Here is a 26205-nt window from a genome sequence, read left to right on the forward strand (position 1 = left end):
GCATCTCCCGGCCGGAATCATCCGGCCGGGAGATGTTTGTTTTTCAGAGAAAAAAGACCTGCTCGGCACCGTCTTTTCCCTGGATGCGCACGGTTTTGCCGTCGCATTCCAAAAGGCGCGCCCCGCTTTCCAGCAGCGAAAGGGCGTCCTGCCGTCCGGCGGCGGTCAGCGCCTGCACCGCCTGCCGAAAGGGCGCGCACAGCGCCAGCTTCCGGTTCCGTGGCAGTGCTTTCAATTCCGCCTCCCGGCGCAGTGCCTGGCTTTTGTCATCCAGCTGTTCGGTGTAAACCAGCATCAGAGGGCCGCGCCCCCGGGTGTATTTGGCTCCTTTGCCCGCCCGGTGCGCCTGAAGACGGCGGGCGAGGTTCGGGGTCCAGCCGGTGTACAGCGTGCCGTCTGCACACTGCAGCATGTAGACGAAGTGGCTCACCGCTCGCCAAACGCCATGGCGGTCTCGCAGGCGGTGATGGCGTCCTCCTCGGTTCCGGTGGTGATGAGAAAGCGCCCCGCATGGCAGAAGCGCAGGGTCTCAATGCCCGAGATCGCGGGCAGTTCGTCTTCCCGCGCGCCGGCCCAGGCACGGGGGAAGGCCACCTTCAGCGCCTGGGTGCCGAACCCTGCCGGGACCGCCTGGGCGCACCAGCCGCCCCGCTGGGACGGAAATACCACGAATTTGGCCTTGCTGGGGATCAGATACTGCTTCCAGGGGGCAAAGCGGCGCATGCGCACCACGCCGTGACGGCACTTGGCCAGGGCGGCGCGCACTTCTTCTTCCGCCCGGCGGATGGCACGGATGCTCTCCAGCTTGTGGTCCAGCAGTTCTTTGGCCACTTCCACAGCCCGGTCAAAGCACTGGTCGGGGCTGGCTTCGCTGTCCCAAAGCGGATTGTACGCCATGATGCAGTTGGCCAGCTGGTTGCCGCATCCGGTGTTGTCATCCAGGTCCAGCGGCTGCACAAAGCCCTCGTCAAAGCGGCGGGCATCGTCCGGGTGCAGCAGTGTGGGCCCCAGTTCCCGCCACAGAAGCCCGAAGGCCGCGTAGGGAACGCCGTTTTCCCGCACAGGGCTGCCTTTGGCGTGATGATCGAAGGGGCCGTCACCAATGTCGAACACAAGTCCGTCGAAGCCGTCCGGCACCTGATAACCGCGCAGAATTTCTATATCCGGACGACACAGCTTCAGCAGCGCGGCGCTGAAAACGTCGTCCGCATGGAATTTTCCACCATGTGTAAAAGCTTTTTCGGGAAGATGCAAGGCATACTCGCTCCTTTTATTCATAAAATACAATATCTAGCATAACACAGCCGGGGCTGTTTGATAAGGCTTTTTTTGCCAGCGGCAAAATTTACGCTTTCGCCACATCTGCACCGCCGGAGCGTGCTATACTGAGCACAAGACGGGGAGGGAGATGAGCGAATGCACAAACGACCGAAGAACAGGCGCCGGGGCGCCATCCTGGCGGTGGTGGGGCTGACCGTTTTGGCGGCACTGGCCGCGGTGGTGCTGTATCTGGCGTTTTATCCGCCGCAAGCGGACCGGACTGCGGCCAGCGCACAGGAACCCGACGGGGCACTGCGGGCGGCTTCGGTGCGTTTCGGCCCGGAGGGAGATGCTCTGCGCAGCGATATGAGCGCGGACGAAATTCTGGCCGAGGCACGCAGCGTGGCCCAGCAGGCCCGGGCACGGGGAATGAACGGGCTGGTGCTGGTGGTGCAGACCCGGGAGGGCGCGGTCTACCGGGATTGGGCCGTGCCGGCTCTGGAGCAGATGACCGCCGGTGACACGTTGTTTCACCCCACGGACGGGCTGGCGCTGTGGTGTCAGGCGGCCGGTGAGGAGGGGCTGAGCGTGTACGCCGCCGTGGACCAGTCGGTCTACGATCCTTCGGACAAATGGCAGTCCCTGGCGCTGGAGCGGCTGGCCCGCAAGTATCCGGTGGCCGGGGTGCGGGTGTACCGCCCCGCGGCCGAGGGAAGCTTTTTTGATACATATGAGCCACTGGCAGAAGGCGGCGAGATCGTGGGCGTGACCCGCGCGGCCTGGAGCCAGCCGCAGGCGCTGTTCCTGCACGCTGTGGAGGCGGCCCGTTCCGGCGCGTCCTTTGCGGGTGCGGCGTTTGCCTGGTCGGATCTGGGCGGTGACGCCCAGACGCTGGGCCTGATGCTGTCTGCGCTGGACACCGCCGATGTGCCCGCGCTGCTGAATTATACGCCCAGCACGCAGCTGGCTGTGAGTTATCCGGCGGACGGCGCCACCATCTACACGGACAACTGCTTTGTGATGGGAACCTCGGACCCCGGCCAGGATCTGACACTGAACGGGGCAGCGGTGGAGCGCACGGGCACCCGGGGCACCTTCGGCGTGCTGGTGGCAGTCCAGCCCGGCGACAATGTGTATACGCTGACCCAGGGAGAACAGACCGTGACGCTGCACATCCGGCGGCCGGTTCCGCAGCCCTCGGAGATGGAGACGGAACCCACCGAGCCGGAGCCCACGCCACACGACAGCACCCAGGAAGTGGAACCGGGCACCGCCGTGCGCATCAACGGCTGGCTGGTCAGTTTGCTGTACGATCCTTCCGGTGACGGAAACATCAGCGAGACCGTGCGGGACGGGGCCGTGGGTGTGGTGCAGAACTGCGTGGAGACCACCCGCAACGGAAAGATCACCTGGGCCTATCAGCTGACCAGCGGCGACTATGTGCTGGCATACAACACCACCGTGCTGGGGCAGGACGTGGAGCGCGCTTCGTTCTCCGGAGCCACCGCGCAGCAGACGGAGGAGGGGGAGACCCTGACCTTCCAGGGCGCGGGAACGCCGGTGATTTATTCCAATCTTGTGGAAAATACGCTGGAGATGCATCTGTACGACACCGACGTGGCCCCGGACTTTTCGGTGGCGGGCTCGCAGCTGGTGAAGGGCGTGGAAGTCACCGCCCTGGACGGCGGTGCGGGCACCCGGATCGTGCTGTCCTTTGACCGGCCGCTGTGGGGCCATACCGTGGAGTTTGCCGACGGGACCACCCAGGTGCTGGTGAAACCGTCGCCGGTGCAGGCGCAGGACCCGGCCCGGCCGCTGGCGGGCATCTCCGTGCTGCTGGACCCGGGCCACGGGCAGGATGACGGCGGCGCCATGGGCGCGGCGGGCGTGGAGGCTCCGCTGGAAAAGGACGTAAATCTGGCGGTTGCCCAGGCGGCCCGCTACCGTCTGGAACAGCTGGGTGCCACGGTGCACATGATCCGCACCGACGACACCTTCCTCTCTCTGCAGCAGCGCAACCAGAAGATCACGGAATTGCAGCCGGACTTTTTCATTGCGGTGCATCACAATTCCGTGGACCTTTCGGTGGACGCCAACCAGTCCGCCGGAACGGAGTGCTATTATTTCTACGACTCGGGCAAGCAGCTGGCGCAAACGCTGGTGCAGAACGTGGCGGCCGCCACGGGCCGGCCGGAGCGGGGGGCGTTCTGGGGCTATTATTATGTGGCGCGCAACGCCACCTGCCCGGCGGTGCTGCTGGAAGTGGGGTTCATGGTGAACCCGGCGGAATACGAGCAGGTCTCGGACGAGATGACCGTGTGGGCCACGGGTGACGCCATTGCCCGCAGCATTCTGGCCTGTGTGCCGGCCCAATAAGTTTGCTTTTTTTTCGCGGCCGCGGTACAATGCAAACAGAGCGGCCGCGGCCGCGGGAAAGGATGAGTAATATGTTTGAAGTGACAAATACCCCGAATGCTCCGGCGGCCATCGGCCCGTATTCGCAGGCGGTGCGCGCGGGCAATCTGCTGTTCACCTCGGGCCAGATCCCTCTGGACCCGGCCACCGGTGCGGTGGTGGAAGGCGGCATCGCCCAGCAGGCCCGGCAGAGCTGTGAAAATGTGGGCGCCATTCTGCGCGCCAGCGGCGCGGATTTTTCCAATGTGGTGAAGACCACCTGCTTTTTGGCGGATATGGATGATTTTGCAGCGTTCAATGAGGTGTACGCGGCGTATTTCGTGTCCAAACCCGCCCGCTCCTGTGTGGCAGTGAAAACCCTGCCCAAGGGCGTGCTGTGTGAAGTGGAAGCCATCGCCGTGCTGTGACGATCGCATTCAAAAGCCCTCTTTGTGCTTGGCACAAAGAGGGCTTTTTGTCTGCCTGCGGGCATGAACGGCCTGTCCTTCGCATATACTTCTGCGAGGTGATGGCAAAATGTACAAGCGGGGGCAATGGGCAAGGCGCTGGATGCCGGCGGCGGTCTGCGCCGTCACGCTGGCGGTGGCGGGCGGCATGCTGGTGACTGCGCCGGGCGGGCAGAGCGCGGGGCAGACCACCGCCTATCTCAGCGGTTTGCTGTGTGCGCCGGACGCAACACTGGGCGCCGCCAGACAGATGGTGGATGACCGCATCGCCCGGGAGAAGGAACCTCAGCAGCAGACAGCGCCGGTTCAAACGCAACCGGAGCCGGACCCCCAGCCGGAGGAAGAGCCGCCGGCTGAGCCCGCGCCGACAGAGGACCAGGAGCCGGCCATCGCGCCCGCGCCGGTGGACGATTCGCCCATGCCGGAGGGGATGGTGCCGGTGGAGGAGACCTTCTACGGGCAGGGCTCCGGAAACGGATATGTGCAGAGCGGCGCGGGCAGCATCCGCAACTGCACCGAGCTTTCCGCCCAGGAGATTCAGGCGGAAATGATGCAGCCGCTGCCCTTTTCCGTGGAGCTGAACAGCACCGAGCCGCAGGTGCTCATCATGCATACCCATGCCACGGAAAGTTATGAGACGGTGGACCGCAGCTGGTGCGACCCGGCCTACTCGGCCCGCAATACCGACACGTCCCAGAACATGGTGGCGGTGGGCGCGGAGATGGCCCGCACGCTGAATGCCGCGGGCATCTGCACCATTCAGGACGCAACGCTTCACGACTACCCCAGCTACAACGGCAGTTATGAAAAGAGCAACGCCACAGTGCGAAGCTATCTGGAACAGTATCCCTCCATCAAAGTGGTGCTGGACGTGCACCGGGACGCCATCCAGCGGGAGGACGGCACCCGCGTGAAACCGGTGGTGGAAATTGACGGCCAGAAGGCCGCCCAGGTCATGATCATCTGCGGCGCGGACCTGAACGGAAACCTGCCCAACTTTAAACAGAATCTGCGCTTTGCGTCCCGCTGGCAGGATGAGATGGAAACCCTGTTCCCGGGGCTGGCCCGGCCGGTTCTCTTCGATTACCGCTATTACAACCAGGACCTGACCACCGGCAGCCTGCTGATCGAAATGGGCGGCCACGGCAACACCCTGCAGGAAGCGATTTATTCGGCACGGCTGGTGGGAAAGGCGCTGGCCGCGCTGTTTACGGCCGAGGCGGCACAATAAAAAAAGAGAGGCTTTTCAGCCTCTCTTTTTGCTGCATTACATCGCCATCCAGGCCTGGATCTTGGGCACATATCCCATGATGAAGATGATCAGGATCATCAGGGGAAGCACATACTTCAAATACAGCCGTGCCCATTTGGGAAATTTCACGCCGGTGCCGGTGTCGGCCTCACGGATGAAGTTGTCCCAACCCCAGCCGCGCTTGCACACGCAGAACAACAGGTAGATCACACTGCCCAGGGGCAGGATGTTGTTGGAGACGATGAAGTCTTCCAGCGTCTGGATATCGCCGATGCCCGGCACGGTGAAACCGGCCCAGGCGTTGTAGCCCAGTGCGCAGGGAAGGCTGAGCACCGTGACGGCCAGTCCGTTGACCACCACGGCTTTTTTGCGGTCCCAGCCCCAGTTGTCCATGCAGAAGCTGATCAGGTTCTCGAACACCGCGATCACGGTGGACAGAGCCGCAAAACTCATGAACAAAAAGAACAGCGAACCCCAGAACGCGCCGCCCCACATCTGATTGAACACACTGGGAAGCGTGACGAACACAAGGCCCGGGCCCTCGCCGGGGTTTACGCCGAAGGCAAAGCAGGCGGGGAAGATGATCAGGCCGGCCATCAGGGCCACCATGGTGTCCAGAATGCCGATGTTCAGCGCCTCGCCCATCAGAGAGCGGTCCTTGCCGATGTAAGAGCCGAAGATCGCCATGGCGGAGATGCCCAGGCTCAGGGTGAAGAAGGACTGGCCCATGGCCGCGTACACGGCCTCGCCAAAGGTGGACCAGCCGTTTTCAAACATTTTGCTGAAGTCCGGAATCAGATAGAATTTCAGGCCTTCCACGGCGCCGTCCAGCGTTACGCTGCGCACGCACAGCACGATCATGATCAAAAACAGGCAGCTCATCATCACTTTGGTGATGCGCTCTACGCCTTTCTGCAGACCCATGCTGCAGACCAGGAAGCCCAGCATAATGGTCACCAGCATCCAGCCCACCAGCTCGCTGGGATTGGCCAGCATGCTGTTGAACACGCCGCCCACGGCTTCGGTGTCCATGCCGGTAAAGGTGCCGGTGGCGCTTTTTACCACGTAGGAGATCATCCAGCCGCCCACAGTGGTGTAGAACATCATCAGCAGATAGCAGCCGCCGAAGCCCATCCACTTATACCAGTGCCACTTGGTGCCCTTGGGCTCCAGCAGATCAAAGCTTTTGGCACAGCTTTTCTGGCTGGCACGGCCCACGGCGAACTCCATCACCATGACGGGCAGGCCCAGAATGACCAGAAATACCAGATACAGCAATACGAACGCCGCACCGCCGTACTGCCCGGTGATGTAGGGAAAGCGCCACACGTTGCCCAACCCGATGGCGCAGCCTGCCGAGATCAGGATAAACCCGAGCCGAGAGGCAAACTTTTCACGATTTTCCACACTTGATACCTCCAATGCAACTGCGGCCGGTTGGACGCGGCCGTCACTTTATTATGTTACTAAACAAAAGGCCCCGTGTCAAACAAACACGGGGTCTTTTTGGGCATTTTTTGCCTCACTCGCACAAATGCTCCACCAGAATCTTCAAACCGATGCCGATCAGGATCAACCCGCCCAGAATCTCGGCGCGTTTGCCCAGCAGACTGCCGAAGCGGCGGCCCAAAAAGTGGCCCACCAGGCAGCACACAAAGGTCACGCCGCCGATGAAGCCCGCCGCCGCGGCAATGTTTACGTTCAGGGCCGCCAGGCTCACGCCCACGGCCAGCGCGTCGATGCTGGTGGCCACGGCCTGGGCCATCATCATCCGGAAGGTGTAGTCCCGCTGCACGGGGCACTCGGGCGACTGACGCATTTCCTGCACGGCCTCCCGCACCATGTTTCCGCCGATGAAGCCCAGCAGAAGAAAGGCCACCCAGTGGTCCACGCTGGAGATGACACCCGCAAACGCGCGCCCGGCAAAAAATCCGATGGTGGGCATCAGACCCTGGAACAGGCCGAAACTCAGCGAGGCGGCCGCACACTGGCTCCGGCGCAGCCCGGAAAAGCACATGGTGTTGGAAATGGACACGGCGAACGCATCCATGGACAGTCCCAGCGCCAGTACAAATAACGTCATCAGATCCATAAGACAAACTCCTCCAATTGAATGTGTATGAGAGAAAAGACTCCCGCATGTGGTCCGGGCACAAAAAAAGACCCACGGGCAGTGCAAAAACTGCCCATGGGTCTTGTTTCCAACGCAAAGCCAGGCTTTCGCCAGTATGTTGACTTTACCCGCGCCCGGATGAGCGCGTAAACTACTCCCCCACAGAAGTATAGAGAAATGATACCATGTCCGGGCGCAAATTGCAATGGTCTGCCCCCAAAAGAGAATTTGTGAAATTTTTCGGGTTCACCGTCTTGGGGTTTGCAGGGTTCTGTGCTATACTAGAAGATGGTATGATGCGTTCTTTAGAACGGAATGCCAATTCAACAAGATAGGATTTTGTCATGCGATTCAGTGAACTGAACCTGATCTCTCCCATTCTCGCAGCGGCGGACGCGGCCGGATATACAGAGCCGTCGCCCATTCAGCAGCAGGCCATCCCGCCGGTTTTGGCCGGGCGGGATCTTTTGGGATGCGCCCAGACGGGCACCGGCAAAACAGCGGCGTTTGCCATGCCCATTTTGCAGCTGGTGTACAGCCGCTGCCGCAGAGACAGCGCCCGCCCGGTGCGCGCGCTGGTGCTGACGCCCACCCGGGAGCTGGCGCTGCAGATCGACGAAAGTTTTGCTGCCTACGGCGCGCGGCTGCCGGTGCGGCACACCGTCATTTTCGGCGGTGTGGGGCAGGCGCCCCAGGTGGAAAAGCTGCGGGCGGGCGTGGATGTGCTCACCGCAACCCCCGGCCGCCTGAACGATTTGATTGCGCAGGGACATGTGGATTTGTCCAGCGTGGAGATTTTCGTGCTGGACGAGGCGGACCGCATGCTGGACATGGGGTTTGTGCAGGATGTGCGCAAGGTGCTGCGGCATCTGCCCAAAAAGAGGCAGACGCTTCTGTTCTCGGCCACCATGCCCCGGGAGATCGAGCAGCTGGCGGCCAGCATCCTGCACGAGCCGGTGCGGGTCATGGTCACGCCGCCGGCCACCACGGTGGAGGCCATTCGCCAGAGCGTCTGCTTTGTGGACAAGGGCAATAAAAAGCATCTTCTGGCCAGCCTTCTGCAGGACAAAGCCGTCACCAGCGCGCTGGTGTTCACCCGCACAAAGCACGGGGCGGACCGTGTGGTGCGGGACCTGGCCAAAGCGGGCATTCAGGCGGCGGCCATTCACGGCAATAAAAGCCAGACCGCGCGTCAAACTGCGCTGACCCGGTTCAAAACCGGGCAGATCCGGGTGCTGGTAGCCACGGACATCGCGGCCAGGGGCATCGATGTGTCGGGGCTTTCCCACGTGTTCAACTACGATCTGCCCAACGTGCCGGAGACCTATGTGCACCGCATCGGCCGCACGGGCCGCGCGGGTGCGGACGGTGTGGCGATCAGTTTCTGCTGCGCCGACGAAGTGGAGTACCTGAGGGACATTGAAAAGCTGACCAGGCAGAACATTCCCGTTTGCGGCCATGCCTGGCCCATGCAGGAGGGCCCCGTGCCCGTCCAAGCGGAAAACCGGCCGCAAAAAAGGAAAGAGGAGAAAAAAGTCATGGAACAGGAGACCCAGAAACAGACCGTGCCCGCCGAGGGCGAAGGCGCTCCCAAAAAGCGCCGCCGCCGGGGCGGAAGACGGCACAATAAAAACCGGCAGGGCGCGGCAGCGGCACAGCCCGCCGTGCAAAACGCAGAGGCAAAGGCCGAAAAGACCGAGAAAAAGGAAAAGGCCCCGGCCCAGCAGCCCCGGGCACCCAAAGCGGCGGCAGAGCGCGCGGCAGCGCGGCAGCGCCCCGCCAAAGAGGCGCCCCGCCGCCAGCCCCGCAAGGAGGCCGAAGAGGTGGACGACAGCATTCAGCTGATCAGCCGCCGGGCACCCGCCCAGAAGTTTGCCAGCTTTGAAGAGTACATGAAAGCGCACGGCATGGGCGGCGACGAAGAATAACGGGAAAAGCGGGAGCCATGCTCCCGCTTTTTTGAAAGGAACGAATGGTATGGAACAGCCTTTTTGCTGCCCGGTGTGCGGCGCGGCTCTGACGCGGCAGGGCGGCGCGCTGCAGTGCCCCGCCCGCCACAGTTTTGATCTGGCCGCCCGGGGCTATGCGCATCTGCTGCCCTCCGGACGCATGCATACCAAGGCGCCCGGCGACAACCGGGAGATGGTGGCGGCCCGGCGCGCTTTTCTGGACGGCGGATTTTACGAACCGTTTCTGCAGAAGTTGTCGCAGCTGGTTCTGGAACAGACGGCCGGCGTGCCGCAGCCGCGGGTGCTGGACGCCGGATGCGGCGAGGGATATTACACCGCAGGCGTGGCCCGCGCTTTGCGCCAGGCGGGGCGGGACGCCTGTGTGGCCGGGTATGACATTTCCAAGTTCGCCGTTCGCGCGGCGGCCGGCCGGGACAAGCAGGTGTTTTGGGCCGTGGCGGGAAGCTTTGCCATTCCGGTGGCGGACGGCACGGTGCACTGCCTGATGAACGTGTTCAGCCCCATGGTGGAGACCGAGTTCGCCCGGGTACTGGCGCCGGGCGGGGTGCTGCTGTACGCGGTGCCGGGTCCGCGCCATCTGTACGGGCTGAAGGAAGTGCTGTACGATTCGCCCTACGAAAACCCGGTCAGCGATGTGGCCTACAAAGGCTTTTCATTGGAGCGTAGAGTGCCGGTGCGCGGCTGCATCACCGTGCGCGGCGAGCAGATCGGCCAGCTGTTTCAGATGACGCCCTATTATTGGAAAACGCCCCGGGACGGAGCGCAGCGCCTTGCCGCGCGCACAGAGCTGACCACGGAGATCGGATTCGATTTTCTGGTCTACCGCCGGTTGTGACGAATACAAAAAAGCCCGGGAGGAATATCGCTTTTTTACAGGAACGGCATGGCTTCGGTCGTGCCGTTCCTTGTTTTGTCCAGTTTCTGTTCTGAACAGAGTGAATCGAACGTTTTCTGATCTGGCATAAAAAGGACCGCTGATTACTCACGCGGCGGTGCAGATCAACGGTCAAAATTTCAGTATTTAGTTGTAAGATTTTTGATGAGAAGTGAGTAAATATCTGTTTGCTTCTTTACTCATATAACGCTGGCAGCTCATCTTCCGATGCAGTGGTTGCTTCATAATCGTAACTTTCCCAGGTTGCTCCAATATCAGCTGAGGTAAAGAAATCTTGTTCCATATCCGTTGTGATGATTCTTCCGGATTTTACAGCAACTTCCGAATAGATTACTTCGTAGGAGGTGCCATCAGAAAGATGAAATCGGAAACTCGTCACCGAGCCACCAGCGGTAGGTTCAGTTGCTTTATCTTTCAGCGAAATACTTTCAAAAGTCTGATAAATACCTTCAATATCTTCTGATTCGGTAATCACTTTTTTTTCCGCCTCCGCAGGAACGGTGAAGCGGAACATTTCCACATTTTCGACACTGGACAATTCAAAAGGAAAGTCGATGCTTACTTTTTCATTGCAAGCAGCCAATGCCAAACAGAGCAGAACTGCCATGACTAACACAGACATTTTTTTCATGTAAATCACACTTTCCCGTTCACCATTTGACGGATAGATATTGATTGATGATTTTTGATACGACCCACACCATCAAAGGATAAAAATCAAGATGGTGCACCTTGGAGTATGCCTTTAAGTTGGTCACATCCACATCCACGGTCAAACTCATCACGATTCGCATTTTATCAATATAAAACTGAAACAGGCTACCCTTCGCCATTCATTTAGGTCAACAGACGTATAATTCATAATTGTGCTCCAAATTTCGATTTGTAGCGTACCTATTAAATCATATCATAAACGGATAAACAATTCTACATCCAATCGGGAAGATCGCCTGAACAGCTTTCCTCTGCCCGGCTGCGAATGGAGTTCATGGACTGTGCCCAATTAAAAATGCACCACACCCGGCTCAAACGCCGAATATGGTGCATATTGTCAGACACTTGTCCGCTTTTTGTATCAGGAAACAGAATGGGCGTTTCGTTTGCAGAAGGAATCAACACCGGCGGCGAGGCATAAAAGCACCAGCACACCGGCCCGGGAGATCGTCTCCCGGGCCCGCAGATTCATCCACAGGCACAGCAGCTGTATCAGCGCGCCCATCAAAAGAAACCATCGGTACGCCGGACGCTTCCGGTAGACAAAAGGTTCGGCAGAAGGAGCCATGGTCTCACAGCCCCAGCTGGCCGCGTACCTGGGAAAAAGGCACCACATCCGCTGTATGCCCGGTGTGCGGGCCAAGATGCTTTTCCATCCAGACCATGTCGTACCAGCGGTCGAACTTTCGCCCGCAGGCATGAAAATGCCCGGCCATGCGATAGCCCATTTTTTCGTGAAAGCGAACGCTGTCCATGGTCAGAAACGCGTCCTCTTCGGACGGAAAAGCAATGCAGGCGTTCAGGTTCAGAACATGCTGGGCGGCCAAAGCCTGCTCCAGCACGGTGTATAGCGCCCGGCCCACACCCAGGCGGCGCTCATCCCGGCGCACATAGACGGTGGTCTCCACGGACCAGCCGTAGGCCGCACGGGGATGAAAGGCGCCCGCGTAGGCATAGCCCAGCACGCGCCGGCCGTCCCAGGCGGCCAGATAGGGATAGCGGGACAGGATGTGCTCCATCCGGCCGGTGAACTCCTCCCGTGAGGGGACGTCGTATTCAAAGGTCACCGCTGTTTGAAGCACATAAGGTGCGTAGATTTCCAAAAGTGCTTCGGCGTCTTCCGGCCGGGCGGTGCGAATGACGCATTCGCTCATTTGGCCCACTCCTGATAGGCGTTCCAGCGGGCCAGCACCCGCTGGCCGCCCAGCAGATGCAGAATGGAATACAGGTCCGGGGAGTTGGTCTGGCTGGTGACCAGATAGCGCAGCATGCCGCAGATCGCGCCGAAGTGGCCCCTGTACTGATCCGGGTTCTTTTTATACTCCTTCACATCGGCCGCATAACCGTGCTTGGGCGCGAAGGCTTTGACCTTCTCCATCCAGGCGGCACTGTCGTCCGCAGGGTCGTACACATTTGCAAAATAATCCGACAGAATGGCGGTGTCGATGATGCTGTTGTCCTGCCAGGGAGTGTGGAACAGTTCGTCGTACAGATACCAGATCTGTGCCTTGATGTCGCCGTAGACCGCGATGTCCTTGCGGGGCTTGGGTTTTTCGCGGTCGATGTTCAGGGCGGCCACGGAGTAAGCCTCGTCCCGGCTGTACAGCTCGTAGAACGCGGGGTCGTACTCCTTCAGGAACGGCGCGGACCGGTCGTACAGCTCCTGCGCCTTCATGCGGCTGACAAATCCCTTGGAGATGTTGTACAGCTTGGCCAGATCGTAAATGGCGCCGGCCTTGCCGATGTGGTTGAAGCGGAAGGTGAAGTCTTCGATCTTCGCGCCCGGGTTCTTCATGAACCAGTCCTCAAAGTCGCTGTTGCAGATGGTGGCCAGATACAGCAGAATGGACTCGGTGGGCATGCCGATTTCAAAGTAATAGCTGATGGCGCACTCGGGGTCCTTGCGCTTGGACAATTTGCGGGTGGAACCGTCCTCGGTTTTCATCAGCGGCGCGATGTGGGCATATTTGGGCGGCTGGAATCCGAAGGTGCGGAACAGCTGCAGGTGGATGGGCAGAGAGGCGATCCACTCGTCTCCGCGGATCACGTGGGTGGTGCGCATCAGCGTGTCGTCCACAAAATGGGCGAAATGATAGGTGGGGAAGCCGTCACCTTTCATGATCACAATGTCCAGGCAGTTCTCCGGCACCGTCAGCTTGCCTTTGATCTCATCCCGGAAGGTCTCCTTGCGGGTGGGATCGCCAAAGCTTTTCAGGCGCACCACATAGGGCTCGCCGCTCTCGATGCGGCGGGCGGCCTCGGCGGGGTCCAGTTCCCGGTATTTGGCGTATTTGCCCCAATAGCCGATGATGGGCTCCTTCTCGCGCTCCTGCTGGGCGCGGATGGCCTCCAGCTCTTCCGGGGTGCAGAAGCAGGGATAGGCCTTGCCCTGCGCCACCAGGTGTTTTACAAACGTGTCGTAGATCTCTTTGCGCTGGGTCTGAATATAGGGGCCGTAATCGCCCACCGCCTCGGTCTGGCTGACAGGGCCCTCGTCAAACACCACGCCGAATTTCTTCAGGTCGTCGATGATCAGCTGAATGCCGTTGTCCACGGTGCGCTTGGTGTCGGTGTCTTCAATGCGCAGGTAGAACACGCCGCCGGTCTGTTTGGCAAACGTGCGGGAGACAAAGGACGCGTACAGTGCGCCCATGTGGATAAAGCCCGTGGGGCTGGGAGCATAGCGGGTGACGATGGCGCCTTCCGGCAGATCGCGGGGGCCGTATTTGTTCAGATAGTAGTCCACATCGTGCTCCGTGTGGGGGAACATCAATTGGGCAAGCTGGGCGTAGTCCATGATTCGTTTCTCCTTTTTCGTGATACAATCGCTTTTGTCATTATATAATACCCGCGCGGGGTTTGCAATCAATCGGGCAGGTGTTTCAGCGCCTGAGCAATGCGCCAGCTGGCGGGCACATGCCCCAGTGCCAGCACCAGCGCCACCAGCGCCAGGCCGATGCTGCGGCCCCACAAAGCCATGACCTCAAACAGGCACACGGGCAGCACCGCCATGGGAATGGGCAGCGGCCCCAGAGGCGCGTACAGAAGGCGGAAATTGCGTCCGCCCAGAAAGAAACGGACCCACAAAAGCCAGTACACCGCCAGCAATGCCAGCGAGAGCCAGAACAGAGGGCCGAAATGCGGGGTGAAAATGTCGCCGGAAAAGCAGCACACCAGCAGGCACCCGGCCCGGCCTGCGTACTCCATGGCGGTCAGGGGCCCTTCCGAAGCGGGCAGCTGCCCCGGCCGTTTGCGCGGGGGAAAAAATACAAGCAGAAAGCTGGGGGTCAGCGCGCCCAGCGCGAACAGAGCTCCAAGCAGTAAACCGGCCATAAAACATGCCTCCCAATGAAAATAAAGCTGCTGTTATTGTAAAGGAAAAACGGCGGGAATGCAATGCCGGCCGCCCTTACAGGGACACAAGCATTCCCAGCAAAGACGACGCGGAAAACTTTTGCACGGCAAGATCCAGCCGGTCCAGATTGGCCGGGCAGTATTCCACGTTTTTGGACCACTCCCTGGCCAGCAGCACGGGGTCGGTCCCGTCCCGGCTCAACGCAAACAGCAGCAGGCAGGCGGCGGTCATCCATTTGCCGCGGCCCAGCACGTTGCCGTCCAGGCAGGATTTCAGAAAATAACGGTATACCAGATACAGGGCGAAGCGTTCCAGCCAGGGTTCGGCGGCCGGGTCCCAGCCGGGCACGGCCGGGCAGCGTTCCAACCGGCGGGTCCAGCCCGGGTCCAAGGCGGAAAGGCCGCGGAACAGCTCCACAACCTCCCGGCGGCAATCGTCCGCCGGCGCTACGCTTTGTGCCAGCGACTCCAGCAGCGGCGCAGGGTCCGCGTAGGCGGCCAGCACTGCGTCCACATCTTCCGGACGGTCCCGGTCCACACAGGTTTGGGCGTGGCCGCACAGGGCTGTCACAAGGGCCAGCCGCTGGGGAAAGGACCGCTCCGGGTCCTGAAGCAGCGAAAAGGCACAGGCGCGCACCCGCTCCAGCGGTTCGTACCAGAGGGGTGCCGGCTCCTCCGGTTCCGCCAGCGGCTGCCGCACCAGAGAGAAGGGCAGCGGCTGAGCAAACCAGAGCCGGGCCGCTTCGGGGCAGCACAAGCCCAGGCCGGCCTCCTTGACCGGACCGTACCATTCAAAAAAGCGGGGATGATCCGCACAGATCTGGCACAAAGCGTCTTTTCCCAGATGGATGTACAGCTCACACAGGCCCGCGTCGTTCAGCAGCGCGCAGCGCCCGTCGGGACGCAACCGGAAACAGGCTCCCTGGGGCGTGCGAATCAGACTGTCCTGCAGCGTTTGGGCAAAGGCACCCCGGACGCTGTCGTACCGGGCCAGAGAGGCGCTGTCAACGGCGATTTCCCAGCCCACGCAGCAGCTGTCCTCGCAGCGGTCCGCAATGCAGGCAAAGCGGGTACAGCACGCGGGCGTACACAGAATCATGTTCCTCGCTCCTTTCACGCCCTCTATCATAACACAAAACCGCCCCCTCAGCGAGGGGGCGGCTGTTCGTTTTCTCACAGAATGCGGCCGTCTGTGGACAGGGTGACCACCTTCAAAGAAAGCGGCTTTCCGCAGGCGGCCAGCGCACGCCGCACGGCCTGCTCCATACCGCCGCAGCAGGGCACTTCCATGCGCACAACGGTCAGGCTTTGAATTTCGTTTTCCTGCAAAATGGCCGTCAGCTTTTCGGCGTAATCCACCGCGTCCAGCTTGGGGCAGCCCACCAGCGTCACCTTCCCCTGCATGAAATCCCGGTGGAAGTTGCCATAGGCATAGGCGGTGCAGTCCGCGGCCACCAGCAGATCCGCGCCCTGGAAATACGGCGCGCGCACCGGCGCCAGTTTGATCTGTACCGGCCACTGCCGCAGCTGGGAGGGAACGTCCGCTCCGCCCGGCGCGCAGGGGTTCAGTTTCCGGCTCTGACTGCCGGGACATCCGCAGGCTTCGCCCCGCAGCCGCGCCTGATTGGCGCGCACCGCCGCTTCGTCGTAGGCCGCGGCTTCCCGCTCTACAAAGGTGATGGCCCCCGTGGGGCAGGCGGGCAGACAGTCGCCCAGACCGTCACAGTAATCGTCCCGCAGAAGGCGGGCTTTTCCGTTTACCATGCCGATGGCATTTTCGTGGCAGGCTTTGGCACACAGGCCGCAGCCGTTGCATTTTTCCTCATCGATGTGAATGATTTTTCGAATCATATGAAAGTTCCTCCGCTCCGTTGACTTTTCTTCGTGATTGTACAACAATCAAAGAAGAAAGTATGTTGTTAAAACAACGAAAGGAGCGAAAACCCATGGAAAATTTTTCTCAGTGGAGCGATTCTCCGCTGTTTGCGGGATTGGATGCAGCTCAGCGTGCGGTGCTGCTGCGGGATTTGAGCGCCGGGCAAAAGGAGTACGAGAAAGGGCAGACGATCCTGCGCACCGGCCAGCGGGTGACCGCGCTGGGGCTTGTGCTGCGGGGCGGGGCCAATGTGGTGCGCCGGGATGCGTGGGGCAACGAGAACATTCTGGACCATGTGCGGCCGGGGCAGGTGTTTGCGGAAGCCTATGCCTGTGTGCCGGATGCGCTGCTGCTGGTGGACGTGACCGCGGCGGAGCCAACCTGCGTGCTGTTTCTGGAGCCGGCCCGTTTGTGGCGTGAAGACATGCCGGCCAGCGGGCCGCATCTGCGGTTTTTGCACAATCTTCTGCAGGCGGCAGCTGCCAAAAATCTGGTGCTGACCCGGAAAATCGGCCACATCACCCCGCACACCATTCGGGAGCGGCTGCTGTCCTACCTTTCCGCCGAGGCCGTGCGTCAGGGAGCGGATGTATTTGACATCCCGTTCAACCGGCAGCAGCTGGCGGATTATCTGTGCGTGGAGCGCAGTGCATTGTCCGGCGAACTGAGCCGGGCGCAGCGGGATGGCTTGCTCCGGTTTCACAAAAACCACTTTGAACTGTGTCGTCCGGCGCAGAAACAGGTGCCAAAGGGATCTTGAAAAAGCGCGATTTTACGGTTTTTTTACACAAAAAAGAAAGTTTGTGCATTCAGACCATGAAATTGGTCTGATTTTAGAAGCTTTGCACAACCGCTGGAAAGCGCTTCCAGTAACAAATTTCTGCGAATAAAAAAAGTGACAGTAAAAAATTAATGTCCGTAAAATCAGGGATTTTCCACAATTCGAGAGGGAAAGCCGTTCTTTTTTTCGAAAACCCGGAAACAAATTTACCATAAGGTGCTTTGAAATTAGAAATTTTTGAAAAAAACAGTAATTTTACAAAAGGAATCTGTTCGCATTTAACAAGAAAAGCTGGTTTTACAAAAGGGTTTTTGTCTGGTATGATATAGAAAACGTTTACTGAACCGAAAGGGACAGAGCTCATGAGCGAAAACAGAAAATGCACCATTGTGGATGTGGCCCGGGCGGCGGGTACGTCCACAGCAACCGTGTCACGGGTATTAAGCGGCAGCGATTACCCCATCAGTGCGCAGCTGCGGAAAAAAGTGATGCAGGTGGCGCAGGATCTCAATTATAAACCCAATTTGATTGGAAAAATGCTTCAATCGGGCGTGGGCGAAAAAGAGATCGGCGTGGTTCTGCCGTCCATTGTCAATCCGTTTTACGGGAGCCTGATGTCTGCGGTGGAAGAAGAATGCGTTCAGCGTTCTTATGTGCCGATTCTGTGCCTTTCGCAGAACAGCAGCCGGCTGGAGTCGCAGCACATTGAAATGCTGGGGCAAAAACAGGTGTCCGGAATTCTGCTGTCCTGCATGCACATGGACGAGGCGCTGATGGACAAGCTTCGCCGGCTGGAGATTCCCTGTGTGCTGTTTGACCAGACCTATGAGGAATATCCGGGGCTCAATGTGGGGTTTGACTTTTACCAGGGCGGCCTGCTGGCCACCCGCTATCTGATCCAGTGCGGACACAGGGATATCGCCTTTGCCAGCGGTCCCATGGACCGGCGCAGCCGCAAGCAGCGCTTTGAAGGGTATAAGGCGGCTCTGCGGGAAAACGGGATCCGGTTCAATTCCAAACGGATGCTTCTGTACGAAGGTTCCACGGACGCAGGCGCGGAGAACTCGGAGTTCCGCAACGGATACGAACTTGGAAAGATGCTTTTACAGGGCGAATGCCTGCCGGACGCAGTGTTCGCCATCAATGATATGACGGCCATCGGCATGATCCAGTGCCTGAAGGCCAATGGCGTGTATGTGCCGGCGGATGTTTCGGTGATCGGGTTTGACAACATCTATATCAGCGATTTTGTGGAACCCGCGCTGACCACCATCAGCCAGCCGTCGCATGAGATGGGCCGAAAGGCTGCCCGTATGCTGCTGGATGCCATTGAGCAGCCCGGATGCGCCCAGGAAAACGTAGTGATGGAACCGACGCTCGTCGAGCGGCGATCCGTGAGAAAGGTGTATAGAAGGTTAAGGAGGTAATCGCTTTGATTGAAAAACAGTATGACAAAGTGGATCTGAAAATTTTTGATACGCGCGCCGAAATGGGCCGTGTGGCAGCCGAGGAAGCCGCTGCCTGCCTGCGGGAGCTTCTGGAGAAAGAGCCGGAGATCAACTGCATTTTTGCGGCTGCTCCCTCGCAGTCGGAGTTCCTGGAAGAGCTGTGCAAACAGCCCGGCATCGACTGGAACCGGGTGAACGGCTATCACATGGACGAGTATGTGGGGCTGTCGCTGGGCCACGAGAAATCCTTTAATCATTTCCTCAGCGAATCCATTTTCAACAAGGTCCCGTTCAAGAGCGTGAATCTGATCGACGGGTCCCGCCCGGTGGAAGAGGAAACGGCCCGCTACGGCCAGTTGCTGCGCAATGCTCCCACCCATGTGACGTTCATGGGCATCGGCGAGAACGGACACATCGCGTTCAACGATCCCCCTGTGGCGGACTTTGAGGACAAGGAAGTCATTAAAAAGGTAAAACTGGATCTGGTATGCCGCCAGCAGCAGGTGCACGACAAATGCTTTGACACGCTGGACGAAGTGCCCGAGTATGCACTGACCGTGACGGTGCCCCGCCTGATGGCCAGCCAGTACATTTTCTGCATCGTGCCGTCCGACAAAAAACACGACGCCACGGTGGCGGCTCTGACCGGCCCTGTGAGCACGGCCTGCCCGGCTAGCATCCTGCGCCGCACGGACAATGTGCGTATGTACATCGATAAAGCCTGCGCGGGAGATTTGGCGGAATAACACAATTCCTAAAAGGAGGAGGAGAACATGAAACTGAAGTCCCCGAACGTGTGGTACATTTTGGGCACGGTTCCGGTGCTGGTGCTGGACTTTGTTCTGGGTGCCTGGCTTGCCCGCGGGATGGTCTGGCTGAGCGTTGTGCTTCTCCTTCTTGGGCTGCTTGCGGCGGTAGCACTGGTGCGGAAATTTATTGTTCTTCCCAAACCGAGAAACCGCTACGGCACGCCCGAACCGTTTGCCCTGGAACTGCCCATCGACTGCAACGCAGAGTTCTATCACTGCCCGGAAATGGCCAAATACGAATTTCTGCACCGTACGGTGGAAGTGGTCAGCCCGCTGTGGAACGGGAAAAAACCTTTTCAGGTCATGATCAATCCGACACTGGCAGAAAAATACGGGCAGGATTTTGAGAAAGCGGCGGTGGTGCGCGAACTGGAAAATTTCCGGCGCAAAAACAGCCTGAAATCGCTGGTGGGGCTGCTGCTCCCCGTGGAAGTGCTTGCGGCGGCGGTGCTGGCAGCGGTGGCCTTTGGCCCGCAGCTGGAAGCGATGCTGGGGTCCTTCGTGCTGTATTTTGCAGCGCCTTTTGTGGCGGTGGCGGTTTTTGGCGGCTGCCTGTATCTGTGGAACCGCACCATTTCCAACCAGGACAAGCAATTGGATGCTTTTTTACTTGGCTACTTTTCAAAGGAGCAAGTGAAACAGTATATTCAGGTGACTGAAAAAATGCATGCGGAGGGAGGGAGCGAGAAGAGTCGTGTATTCACAGAGCATTACCGGGATGACCGGCTGAAAGCTCTGGACACAAACAAACATTGAACCAAATTAAGAAGGAGGAATTCAAAACATGGCAGAAACAATGACAATGCATTGGCTCGACTGGGTAGTGGTCGTGCTGTTCTTCGTGCTGGTCCTGTGGGTCGGCATTCGGTCCGGCAAGAACATTAACAGTTCCACGGACTTCTTTGTTGGCGGTGGCAAGATCCCCTGGTGGATGTCGGGCATTTCCCATCACGTATCCGGTTATTCCGGCGTAGTATTCGTAGGTTACGCAGGCATCGCGTATGCGCAGGGCATGTCCATCTACTTCTGGTGGGCGGTCAACATCGCTCTGGCAACGGCCTTGGCTTCGGTGACCATTATCCCCCGCTGGCCGCGTCTGCGCCGCGCGCTGGGCATCGAGTCCCCGACGGAATATCTGCAGATGCGCTATAGCCGCGCTGCTCAGCTGCTGATCGCCATCTCCGGTATCGGCAGCAAGCTGCTGGACGTTGCTGCAAAATGGACTTCCATCGGCATCCTGCTCCACGGCTTTACGGGTATGCCCATTTGGGTCGGCGTTATCGTCTCCGGCCTGATCTCTTTGATTTACATTGCCATCGGTGGCATTCTGGCCGACCTGTGGACCGACTTTATCCAGTTCATCGTGCAGGTGGCCGCAGGCTTGGCCCTGTTCATCGGCGTTATCATGAAACTGGGTGACTATGGTCTGAGCTTCTTCAGCGTGTTCAGCGCTCTGCCCGAGGCAAACGTGTCCGTGTTCAACGCCGGCCGCGGCCAGGGTTCTCTCAGCTGGACTCTGCTGTACTTCTTCGTTATCTTCTTCAGCTACAGTGGTGGTACCTGGAACCTGGCTGCTCGCTTCATTTCTACCAGCGACGCCAAGGAGGCCAAAAAAGCAGGTCTGTTCTCCGCAGCTCTGTATCTGGTTTGGCCGTTCATCCTGTTCTTCCCCATGTGGTGCGGACCCCTGCTCTTCCCGGGCATGGATCAGGCCACTGCGGAAGCCAGCCTGTATGCAACTCTGACCAACACCTTCCTGCCGGTTGGCATGGTCGGCCTGGTTCTGGCATCCATGTTCGCCAACACCATGACCATGTGCAACTCCGACGCGAACACCATCTCTGCGGTATTGACCCGTGACATCCTGCCCATCTTCAATCCGAAGATCCTGCAGGCCAGCGAGCGCAAATCCCTGTGGTATGCGCGTATCACCACCATCATTTTCACTGCTCTGACCGTATTTGTGGCTCTGTTCAGTGACTATTTCGGTGGCGTCACCGGTTTGATTCTGACCTGGTTCTCCGCTCTGCTGGGACCGACGGCCATTCCTCTTCTGCTGGGCCTGTTCCCCGCGTTCAAGTACTGCGACGCGAAAGCCGCCATCATCTCCGTGCTGGCCGGCCTGGGCGTATTCGTACTGACCAAGATGGGCTTCACCATGGAAGCGGACATCGCGCTGATCGCTCCTCTGGCGGTATCCTTCGTGTTCTATGCGGGCATCGGCTTGATCAACAAGTATGCCCTGAAGATGCAGGTGAAACCGGAAATCGAAGACCTGATGGTAAAATTGGGCAAAGACGAATAAGTGTAAAAGAAAGGATCCCCGGCCGTTTCGGCCGGGGATATTGTGAACTGAAATGGATATGAATGAACGGAAAGCGTTTTATGTCAGCCAGATTCAGGACAATTTCCTGCCGTACTGGCTGAAATTTGTCGACCGGGAACAGGGCGGCATTTTGAATTGCATCAACAACAACGGCGACCAGCGCCTCAGCGACAACAAGTTCACCTGGTCTCAGGGACGCTGGCTGTGGGTGCTGGCGCGGGTGTACCGTCTGGCGAAACAGGGAGTTCTGCCCAAGGTGGACCCGGCGGAGCTGGAACCCCTGATGGATGAGACCTTCCGTTTTCTGGCGGACAAATCCATTTACGGGCCGGATGACATCTGCTGCTATCTGCTGACGCGGGACGGCGAGAAACTGGTGGACGAGCCCACCGGCCGTTACGATGCCAGCATCTATGCGGACTGCTTTGCGCTCATCGGCAGCGCGCAGTACGCGAAAATGACACAAAACACCGAGGCGGCCGACGTGGCGCACCGGTTGTATCGCAGCATCACAAAACGGGTGGAGAGCGGCGACTTCCTCACCGAGCCCTATCCCGTTCCCGATGGATATCAGGTCCACGGCATTCCCATGATTCTGGTGAACACCGTGCAGGAGTACATGGATATGCGCCGTTCCTTCGGCCTGGACGTGGCCGAGCAGGAAGCGTATGTGCGCGGCAAGGTCCATTTCATTCTGGATGTGCTGTACGACGGCGACGGTCTGATCCGCGAGCATCTCTCGGATGACAAGAGCTATACCCGCCTGCTGGACCGGCACATCAACCCCGGCCACACACTGGAGGACGCCTGGTTCCTGCTGGAATTCCTTGAGGAGTACGGCGAACTGGACAAATACCTGCCCCGCATTGCGCAGATCGCAAAGCGCACCTTCCACTTGGGATGGGACGAGAAATACGGCGGCCTGCTTCGGTTTGTGGATCGTGAGGGCGGCGCGCCCAGGGGCGACTGCATCGGCACACCGTATGAGGAGCTGGTGAAGGATACCTGGGACATGAAGCTCTGGTGGCCGCATTCCGAACTTCTGTACATCTTCTCGTATCTGTATCAGCTCACCGGCGACGAGGAGTTCGAGGCGCTGTATCAGCAGTCTGCGGATTATGCCTTCTCCACCTTCCCCAACAAGGAATTGGGCGAGTGGGTGCAGATCCGTCAGCGGGACGGCAGCCCGCAGGACAAGCTGGTGGCGCTGCCGGTAAAAGATCCGTTCCACATTTTGCGCGACTTTATCAAAGTGGTGGAACTGTATGAGAAAGAGGGGAAAGCGGAATGAACATGGAGCTGGGAACGGCCAAGCGGGCCATCACCCCGCCCCGGCCGGTCCGGCTGGCAGGCTATGCCACCCGGACCACCCCCTTTGACAGCGTGCTGGAGGACATTTATGTCCGCGTGCACGACTACCGCTGCGGTTCGGACCGGGCGGTGCTGATCTACGGCGATCTGCTGTGGTGGAACAGTGAGTTTGTCGCCATGGCGCGGCCCCGCCTTGCGGCGGCGCTGGGGGTGAAGGAAGAGCAGATCCTGTTCACCGCTTCCCACAACCACAGCGGCCCGGGCACCGGCGGCAACTTTACGCCTCTGCTGGAGACGGTGGACGCAGAGTACACCGAATTTTTGTACACGCAGGTGGAGACCGCCGCGTGCGCAGCGGCACAGAACGTGGAGCCGGTGCGCGGAACCGTGCACCGGGGCGAATGTGCCCTGAACGTGTACCGCCGGGTGCACACGCCCGACGGGATTGCCATGTGGCCCAACTATGACATGCCGGCCGACCACCATCTGACGGTGGTGCGTCTGGAGCGGGCGGACGGAACCGTGAAGGGCGTGCTGGTGCACTATCCCTGCCACGCAAACCTCGCCAACGGCAATGCGGTGCATCCGGACTATCCGGGCGCCACGCTGCGCATGCTGGACGAGATGTTCCCCGACAGTGTGGGCGTGTTCCTGCAGGGCTGCACCGCAGACCTGCGGCCCAACAGCGTGCTGGGCGAGCGGTTTATACCGCAGAGCTATGAGGGCGTGCAGAATTTTGCACGGCAGTTCACGGCGCATTGCGAGGCGCTGCTGCAAAGCGAAGGCACCGCGCTGGGCGAGAAAGTCTTCATCGCCCGCACCACCCGGCAGCTGCCGCTGGATCAGACGGGTCTGGAGCAGTCCATGGAAGAGGCAAAAAGCGGCGATGAGGCGCACCGGCAGTGGGTGGCCGCCATCACCCGCAAACAGTGCCGGGACCATGAAACGCTGGAGATCTCCCGCCTGGATTTGGGCGGATTGACGATGTTTTTCTTCAACGCCGAAGTGGCGCAGAAGTACGCGGCCATTGCGCGTGAGCAGGTGCCCGGCGCCCTGAGCGCAGGCTATTGCAACGGCATGATCGGCTATCTGGCCACCGCGCGCCAGATTTCCCACGGCGGTTATGAGCCGGAGGGATCAGCGTTGTATTTTGCTCTGGCAGGCACTTATGCGCCTGCCATCGAGTCTGTGATCGCCGATGGCGTTGGCGCATTGGCAAACGAATATTGAGAGGAGAACAAACAAATGGAACAGGGACTTCTGACCGATCTGTACTACGATGAAATTCTCAAGATCATCAACGAAATCCGCGCCACCGAGCGCGAGAACATCCTGAAAGCTGCCCGCATGATCGCGGATCAGGTCAAACAGGATAAGCTGGTATATGTGTTTGGCCCGGGCGGCCATTCCAACCTGGCGGCCATGGAAGTGTTCTTCCGCGCCGGCGGCCTGATGCACATCAGCGCCATTCTGAACCAGGAGACCATGCTCAGCAGCGGTGCGCTGAAATCCATGCAGACCGAGCGCCTGCCCGGTTACGGCAAAATCGTAGTGGAAGATTACGGCATCGGCGAGGGCGATCTTCTGTGGATCGTCAATGCGTACGGCATCAACTCCGCCACCATCGACGCGGCCCTGACCGCCAAGGCGCACGGCGCCAAGGTCATCGGCGTCAGCAGCCACGAACACGCCGAAACCTGCCCGCTGGATCATCCCGCCCGTCATCCCAGCAAAAAGAATCTGCACGACGTTGTGGATTGCAGCATTGACTGCAAGGTCAAGCTGGGCGACGCCACGCTGGAAATTCCGGGCTTTGAGCAGAAGATCGGCGCCCTGTCCACCTATGCGAACGCCTACGTGATGAACTGCGTGGTCATCGAGGCCATCAACATGCTGGTCAACGAAGGCGTAAATCCGCCGGTCTGGCGCAGCGGCAACTGCCCGGGCGGCGACGAGTGGAACAACCAATTCCTGGAGCGCTTCCGCGGTGCGGTGCGCTGCCTGTAAAGGAGCGATCCCATCATGAAAACCTGTTATAAAAACGCGCGCATCGTCCTGCCGGACGCAGTGCGCGAAGGCTGCCTGATGACGGAAAACGACACCATCTCCGCGATCGCCTTCGGGCCGGACGCCTGCCTGGACGGCGCGGATGTGACGGTGGATTGTCAGGGCATGTACCTGTCGCCCGGTTTCATCGACGTGCATGTGCACGGCGCGGGCGGCCACGACTTCATGGAAGGGGGCGAGGCCGTTTATACCGCGGCCCGCTGCCATATGCTGCACGGCACCACCAGCATCGTGCCCACCACCCTGACCGGAAGCCGGCAGGATCTGCTGGATTTTGTGGACGGCTTCAATCAGCTGGATCTGGAGCGCGAGGGCTGCCCCCACATTCTGGGGTTGCATTTGGAAGGTCCGTATTTCGCAGCCTCTCAGGCCGGAGCCCAGAACCCCGAGTATCTGCGCAATCCGCAGCCGGACGAGTACGAAGAGGTGCTGCGCCGCACGGACCGCGTCCGCCGCTGGTCTTTTGCGGTGGAACTGGATGGTTCGGACCGCTTTTTGGAAGCACTGCACCAGCATGGCGTGATTTCCAGCCTGGCGCACTCCGATGCGGACTGCAAACAGGTGATGCACGCCCATGATATGGGCCTGCGGTGCCTGACGCACTTCTACTCCTGCATGACCACGGTCCAGCGCAAGCATGCCTATCGTCATGCAGGCGCCATCGAGGCGGGCTATCTGCTGGATGAGATGTATGTGGAAGCCATTGCGGACGGCAGCCATCTGCCCGCAGAACTGCTGCAGCTGATTTATAAGGTGAAGGGCCCCCGCCGGGTGTGCCTGGTCACCGACAGCATGTGCGCCGCTGGTATGCCCGACGGCGAGTATTCTCTGGGCGGCGTTCCCTGCATCAAAGAGGACGGCGTGGCCAAGCTGATGGACCGCAGTGCCTTCGCGGGCAGTGTGGCGACCACCGATATGCTGGTGCGCACTTTCCGCAAGCTGACCGGCGCTCCGCTGTACGATGTGGTGCGCATGGCGTCTCTGACACCGGCCGAGATGCTGGGCATCGAGACTCGCACCGGGTCCATTCAGGTGGGCAAGGCTGCGGACCTGCTGGTCTTTGACGAGGATGTGCAGCTGAAGCACATTGTTGTGGGCGGCCGCACCGAGTTTTCTGAGTTGCAATAACAAGAGCACAGGGCGGGAGACACAGGTCTCCCGCCTTTTT

At 59.7% G+C, this 26205-nt stretch carries 26 protein-coding genes; 14 read left to right on the plus strand and 12 right to left on the minus strand.

The window, feature by feature from the left end; translation table 11 throughout:
- Nucleotides 1-43: 43 nt before the first annotated feature.
- Both ACKTS9_RS10465 and ACKTS9_RS10470 read right to left on the minus strand, forming a co-directional pair.
- A complete protein-coding gene (locus ACKTS9_RS10465; RefSeq protein ID WP_349217266.1) occupies nucleotides 44-412 on the minus strand; it encodes a GIY-YIG nuclease family protein in 369 nt (122 codons plus the stop codon).
- A gap of 14 nt (nucleotides 413-426) precedes the next feature.
- Nucleotides 427-1254: an MYG1 family protein gene (locus ACKTS9_RS10470; protein WP_407880657.1), complete on the minus strand. Its 828-nt coding sequence runs from the start codon at nucleotides 1252-1254 to the stop codon at nucleotides 427-429.
- Between the two features lie 162 nt (nucleotides 1255-1416).
- Between ACKTS9_RS10470 and ACKTS9_RS10475 the strand changes: the two genes are divergently transcribed.
- The 3 genes from ACKTS9_RS10475 (at nucleotide 1417) to spoIIP (ending at nucleotide 5352) form a co-directional block, all read left to right on the plus strand.
- A complete protein-coding gene (locus ACKTS9_RS10475) occupies nucleotides 1417-3636 on the plus strand; it encodes an N-acetylmuramoyl-L-alanine amidase (protein WP_407880659.1) in 2220 nt (739 codons plus the stop codon).
- Nucleotides 3637-3707: 71 nt separating this feature from the next.
- A complete protein-coding gene (locus ACKTS9_RS10480) occupies nucleotides 3708-4082 on the plus strand; it encodes a RidA family protein (protein ID WP_349217270.1) in 375 nt (124 codons plus the stop codon).
- Between the two features lie 109 nt (nucleotides 4083-4191).
- Nucleotides 4192-5352 (plus strand): stage II sporulation protein P, encoded by a 1161-nt coding sequence (gene spoIIP / locus ACKTS9_RS10485; RefSeq protein WP_349217271.1) that lies wholly within the window; start codon nucleotides 4192-4194, stop codon nucleotides 5350-5352.
- A 36-nt stretch (nucleotides 5353-5388) separates the two neighbouring features.
- On the opposite strand, the gene ACKTS9_RS10490 is transcribed toward spoIIP, so the two are convergent.
- Entirely contained in the window at nucleotides 5389-6780 is a 1392-nt protein-coding gene (locus tag ACKTS9_RS10490; RefSeq protein WP_349217272.1) for a sodium-dependent transporter, read from the minus strand.
- A gap of 115 nt (nucleotides 6781-6895) precedes the next feature.
- A complete protein-coding gene (locus ACKTS9_RS10495) occupies nucleotides 6896-7465 on the minus strand; it encodes a manganese efflux pump MntP family protein (RefSeq protein WP_407880662.1) in 570 nt (189 codons plus the stop codon).
- 365 nt (nucleotides 7466-7830) lie between these two features.
- On the opposite strand from ACKTS9_RS10495, the gene ACKTS9_RS10500 reads away from it, so the two are divergent.
- Entirely contained in the window at nucleotides 7831-9414 is a 1584-nt protein-coding gene (locus ACKTS9_RS10500) for a DEAD/DEAH box helicase (RefSeq protein WP_349217274.1), read from the plus strand.
- A gap of 49 nt (nucleotides 9415-9463) precedes the next feature.
- Nucleotides 9464-10291, plus strand: a complete 828-nt coding sequence (locus tag ACKTS9_RS10505) for a putative RNA methyltransferase (RefSeq protein WP_349217275.1) — start codon at nucleotides 9464-9466, stop codon at nucleotides 10289-10291.
- 235 nt (nucleotides 10292-10526) lie between these two features.
- On the opposite strand, the gene ACKTS9_RS10510 is transcribed toward ACKTS9_RS10505, so the two are convergent.
- The 8 genes from ACKTS9_RS10510 to ACKTS9_RS10545 form a co-directional block, all read right to left on the minus strand.
- Nucleotides 10527-10982: a hypothetical protein gene (locus ACKTS9_RS10510; RefSeq protein ID WP_407880665.1), complete on the minus strand. Its 456-nt coding sequence runs from the start codon at nucleotides 10980-10982 to the stop codon at nucleotides 10527-10529.
- A gap of 19 nt (nucleotides 10983-11001) precedes the next feature.
- A complete protein-coding gene (locus ACKTS9_RS10515; RefSeq protein ID WP_349217277.1) occupies nucleotides 11002-11184 on the minus strand; it encodes a CatA-like O-acetyltransferase in 183 nt (60 codons plus the stop codon).
- Between the two features lie 242 nt (nucleotides 11185-11426).
- Complete coding sequence (locus ACKTS9_RS10520) at nucleotides 11427-11633, minus strand: hypothetical protein (protein WP_407880667.1); 207 nt, start codon at nucleotides 11631-11633, stop codon at nucleotides 11427-11429.
- A 4-nt stretch (nucleotides 11634-11637) separates the two neighbouring features.
- Nucleotides 11638-12219 (minus strand): GNAT family N-acetyltransferase, encoded by a 582-nt coding sequence (locus ACKTS9_RS10525; RefSeq protein ID WP_407880669.1) that lies wholly within the window; start codon nucleotides 12217-12219, stop codon nucleotides 11638-11640.
- Nucleotides 12216-13862 (minus strand): glutamate--tRNA ligase, encoded by a 1647-nt coding sequence (gene gltX, locus ACKTS9_RS10530; RefSeq protein ID WP_407880672.1) that lies wholly within the window; start codon nucleotides 13860-13862, stop codon nucleotides 12216-12218. Before gltX ends, ACKTS9_RS10525 begins: the two co-directional genes overlap by 4 nt.
- A 68-nt stretch (nucleotides 13863-13930) precedes the next feature.
- On the minus strand, nucleotides 13931-14398 hold the full coding sequence (locus ACKTS9_RS10535; protein WP_349217281.1) for a hypothetical protein: 468 nt from the start codon (nucleotides 14396-14398) through the stop codon (nucleotides 13931-13933).
- 76 nt (nucleotides 14399-14474) lie between these two features.
- On the minus strand, nucleotides 14475-15518 hold the full coding sequence (gene fliB, locus ACKTS9_RS10540; RefSeq protein WP_407880674.1) for a flagellin lysine-N-methylase: 1044 nt from the start codon (nucleotides 15516-15518) through the stop codon (nucleotides 14475-14477).
- Between the two features lie 74 nt (nucleotides 15519-15592).
- Entirely contained in the window at nucleotides 15593-16270 is a 678-nt protein-coding gene (locus ACKTS9_RS10545; protein ID WP_407880677.1) for a 4Fe-4S binding protein, read from the minus strand.
- A 95-nt stretch (nucleotides 16271-16365) separates the two neighbouring features.
- Between ACKTS9_RS10545 and ACKTS9_RS10550 the strand changes: the two genes are divergently transcribed.
- From ACKTS9_RS10550 to nagA, 9 genes are all read left to right on the plus strand, one after another.
- On the plus strand, nucleotides 16366-17055 hold the full coding sequence (locus ACKTS9_RS10550; protein ID WP_349217284.1) for a Crp/Fnr family transcriptional regulator: 690 nt from the start codon (nucleotides 16366-16368) through the stop codon (nucleotides 17053-17055).
- A gap of 383 nt (nucleotides 17056-17438) precedes the next feature.
- Nucleotides 17439-18503, plus strand: a complete 1065-nt coding sequence (locus tag ACKTS9_RS10555) for a LacI family DNA-binding transcriptional regulator (RefSeq protein ID WP_349217285.1) — start codon at nucleotides 17439-17441, stop codon at nucleotides 18501-18503.
- A 5-nt stretch (nucleotides 18504-18508) separates the two neighbouring features.
- Nucleotides 18509-19270 (plus strand): glucosamine-6-phosphate deaminase, encoded by a 762-nt coding sequence (locus ACKTS9_RS10560; RefSeq protein WP_349217286.1) that lies wholly within the window; start codon nucleotides 18509-18511, stop codon nucleotides 19268-19270.
- Between the two features lie 27 nt (nucleotides 19271-19297).
- Nucleotides 19298-20089 carry a hypothetical protein gene (locus ACKTS9_RS10565; protein ID WP_407880680.1) on the plus strand — a complete coding sequence of 264 codons (792 nt, stop codon included), beginning with the start codon at nucleotides 19298-19300 and terminating at the stop codon, nucleotides 20087-20089.
- 28 nt (nucleotides 20090-20117) lie between these two features.
- Nucleotides 20118-21638 carry a sodium:solute symporter family protein gene (locus ACKTS9_RS10570; RefSeq protein WP_407880682.1) on the plus strand — a complete coding sequence of 507 codons (1521 nt, stop codon included), beginning with the start codon at nucleotides 20118-20120 and terminating at the stop codon, nucleotides 21636-21638.
- Nucleotides 21639-21696: 58 nt separating this feature from the next.
- Nucleotides 21697-22950, plus strand: a complete 1254-nt coding sequence (locus ACKTS9_RS10575; RefSeq protein WP_407880684.1) for an AGE family epimerase/isomerase — start codon at nucleotides 21697-21699, stop codon at nucleotides 22948-22950.
- Nucleotides 22947-24200, plus strand: coding sequence for an alkaline ceramidase (locus ACKTS9_RS10580; protein ID WP_407880686.1), 1254 nt, complete (start codon nucleotides 22947-22949; stop codon nucleotides 24198-24200). The genes ACKTS9_RS10575 and ACKTS9_RS10580 overlap by 4 nt, the downstream gene beginning before the upstream one ends.
- 15 nt (nucleotides 24201-24215) lie before the next feature.
- Nucleotides 24216-24977, plus strand: coding sequence for an SIS domain-containing protein (locus ACKTS9_RS10585; protein WP_349217290.1), 762 nt, complete (start codon nucleotides 24216-24218; stop codon nucleotides 24975-24977).
- 15 nt (nucleotides 24978-24992) lie between these two features.
- Complete coding sequence (gene nagA / locus ACKTS9_RS10590; RefSeq protein WP_407880689.1) at nucleotides 24993-26165, plus strand: N-acetylglucosamine-6-phosphate deacetylase; 1173 nt, start codon at nucleotides 24993-24995, stop codon at nucleotides 26163-26165.
- Nucleotides 26166-26205 lie beyond the last annotated feature (40 nt).

This window comes from Owariibacterium komagatae, from assembly GCF_045865535.1.
GTDB classification, from domain to species: domain Bacteria; phylum Bacillota; class Clostridia; order Oscillospirales; family Ruminococcaceae; genus Ruthenibacterium; species Ruthenibacterium komagatae.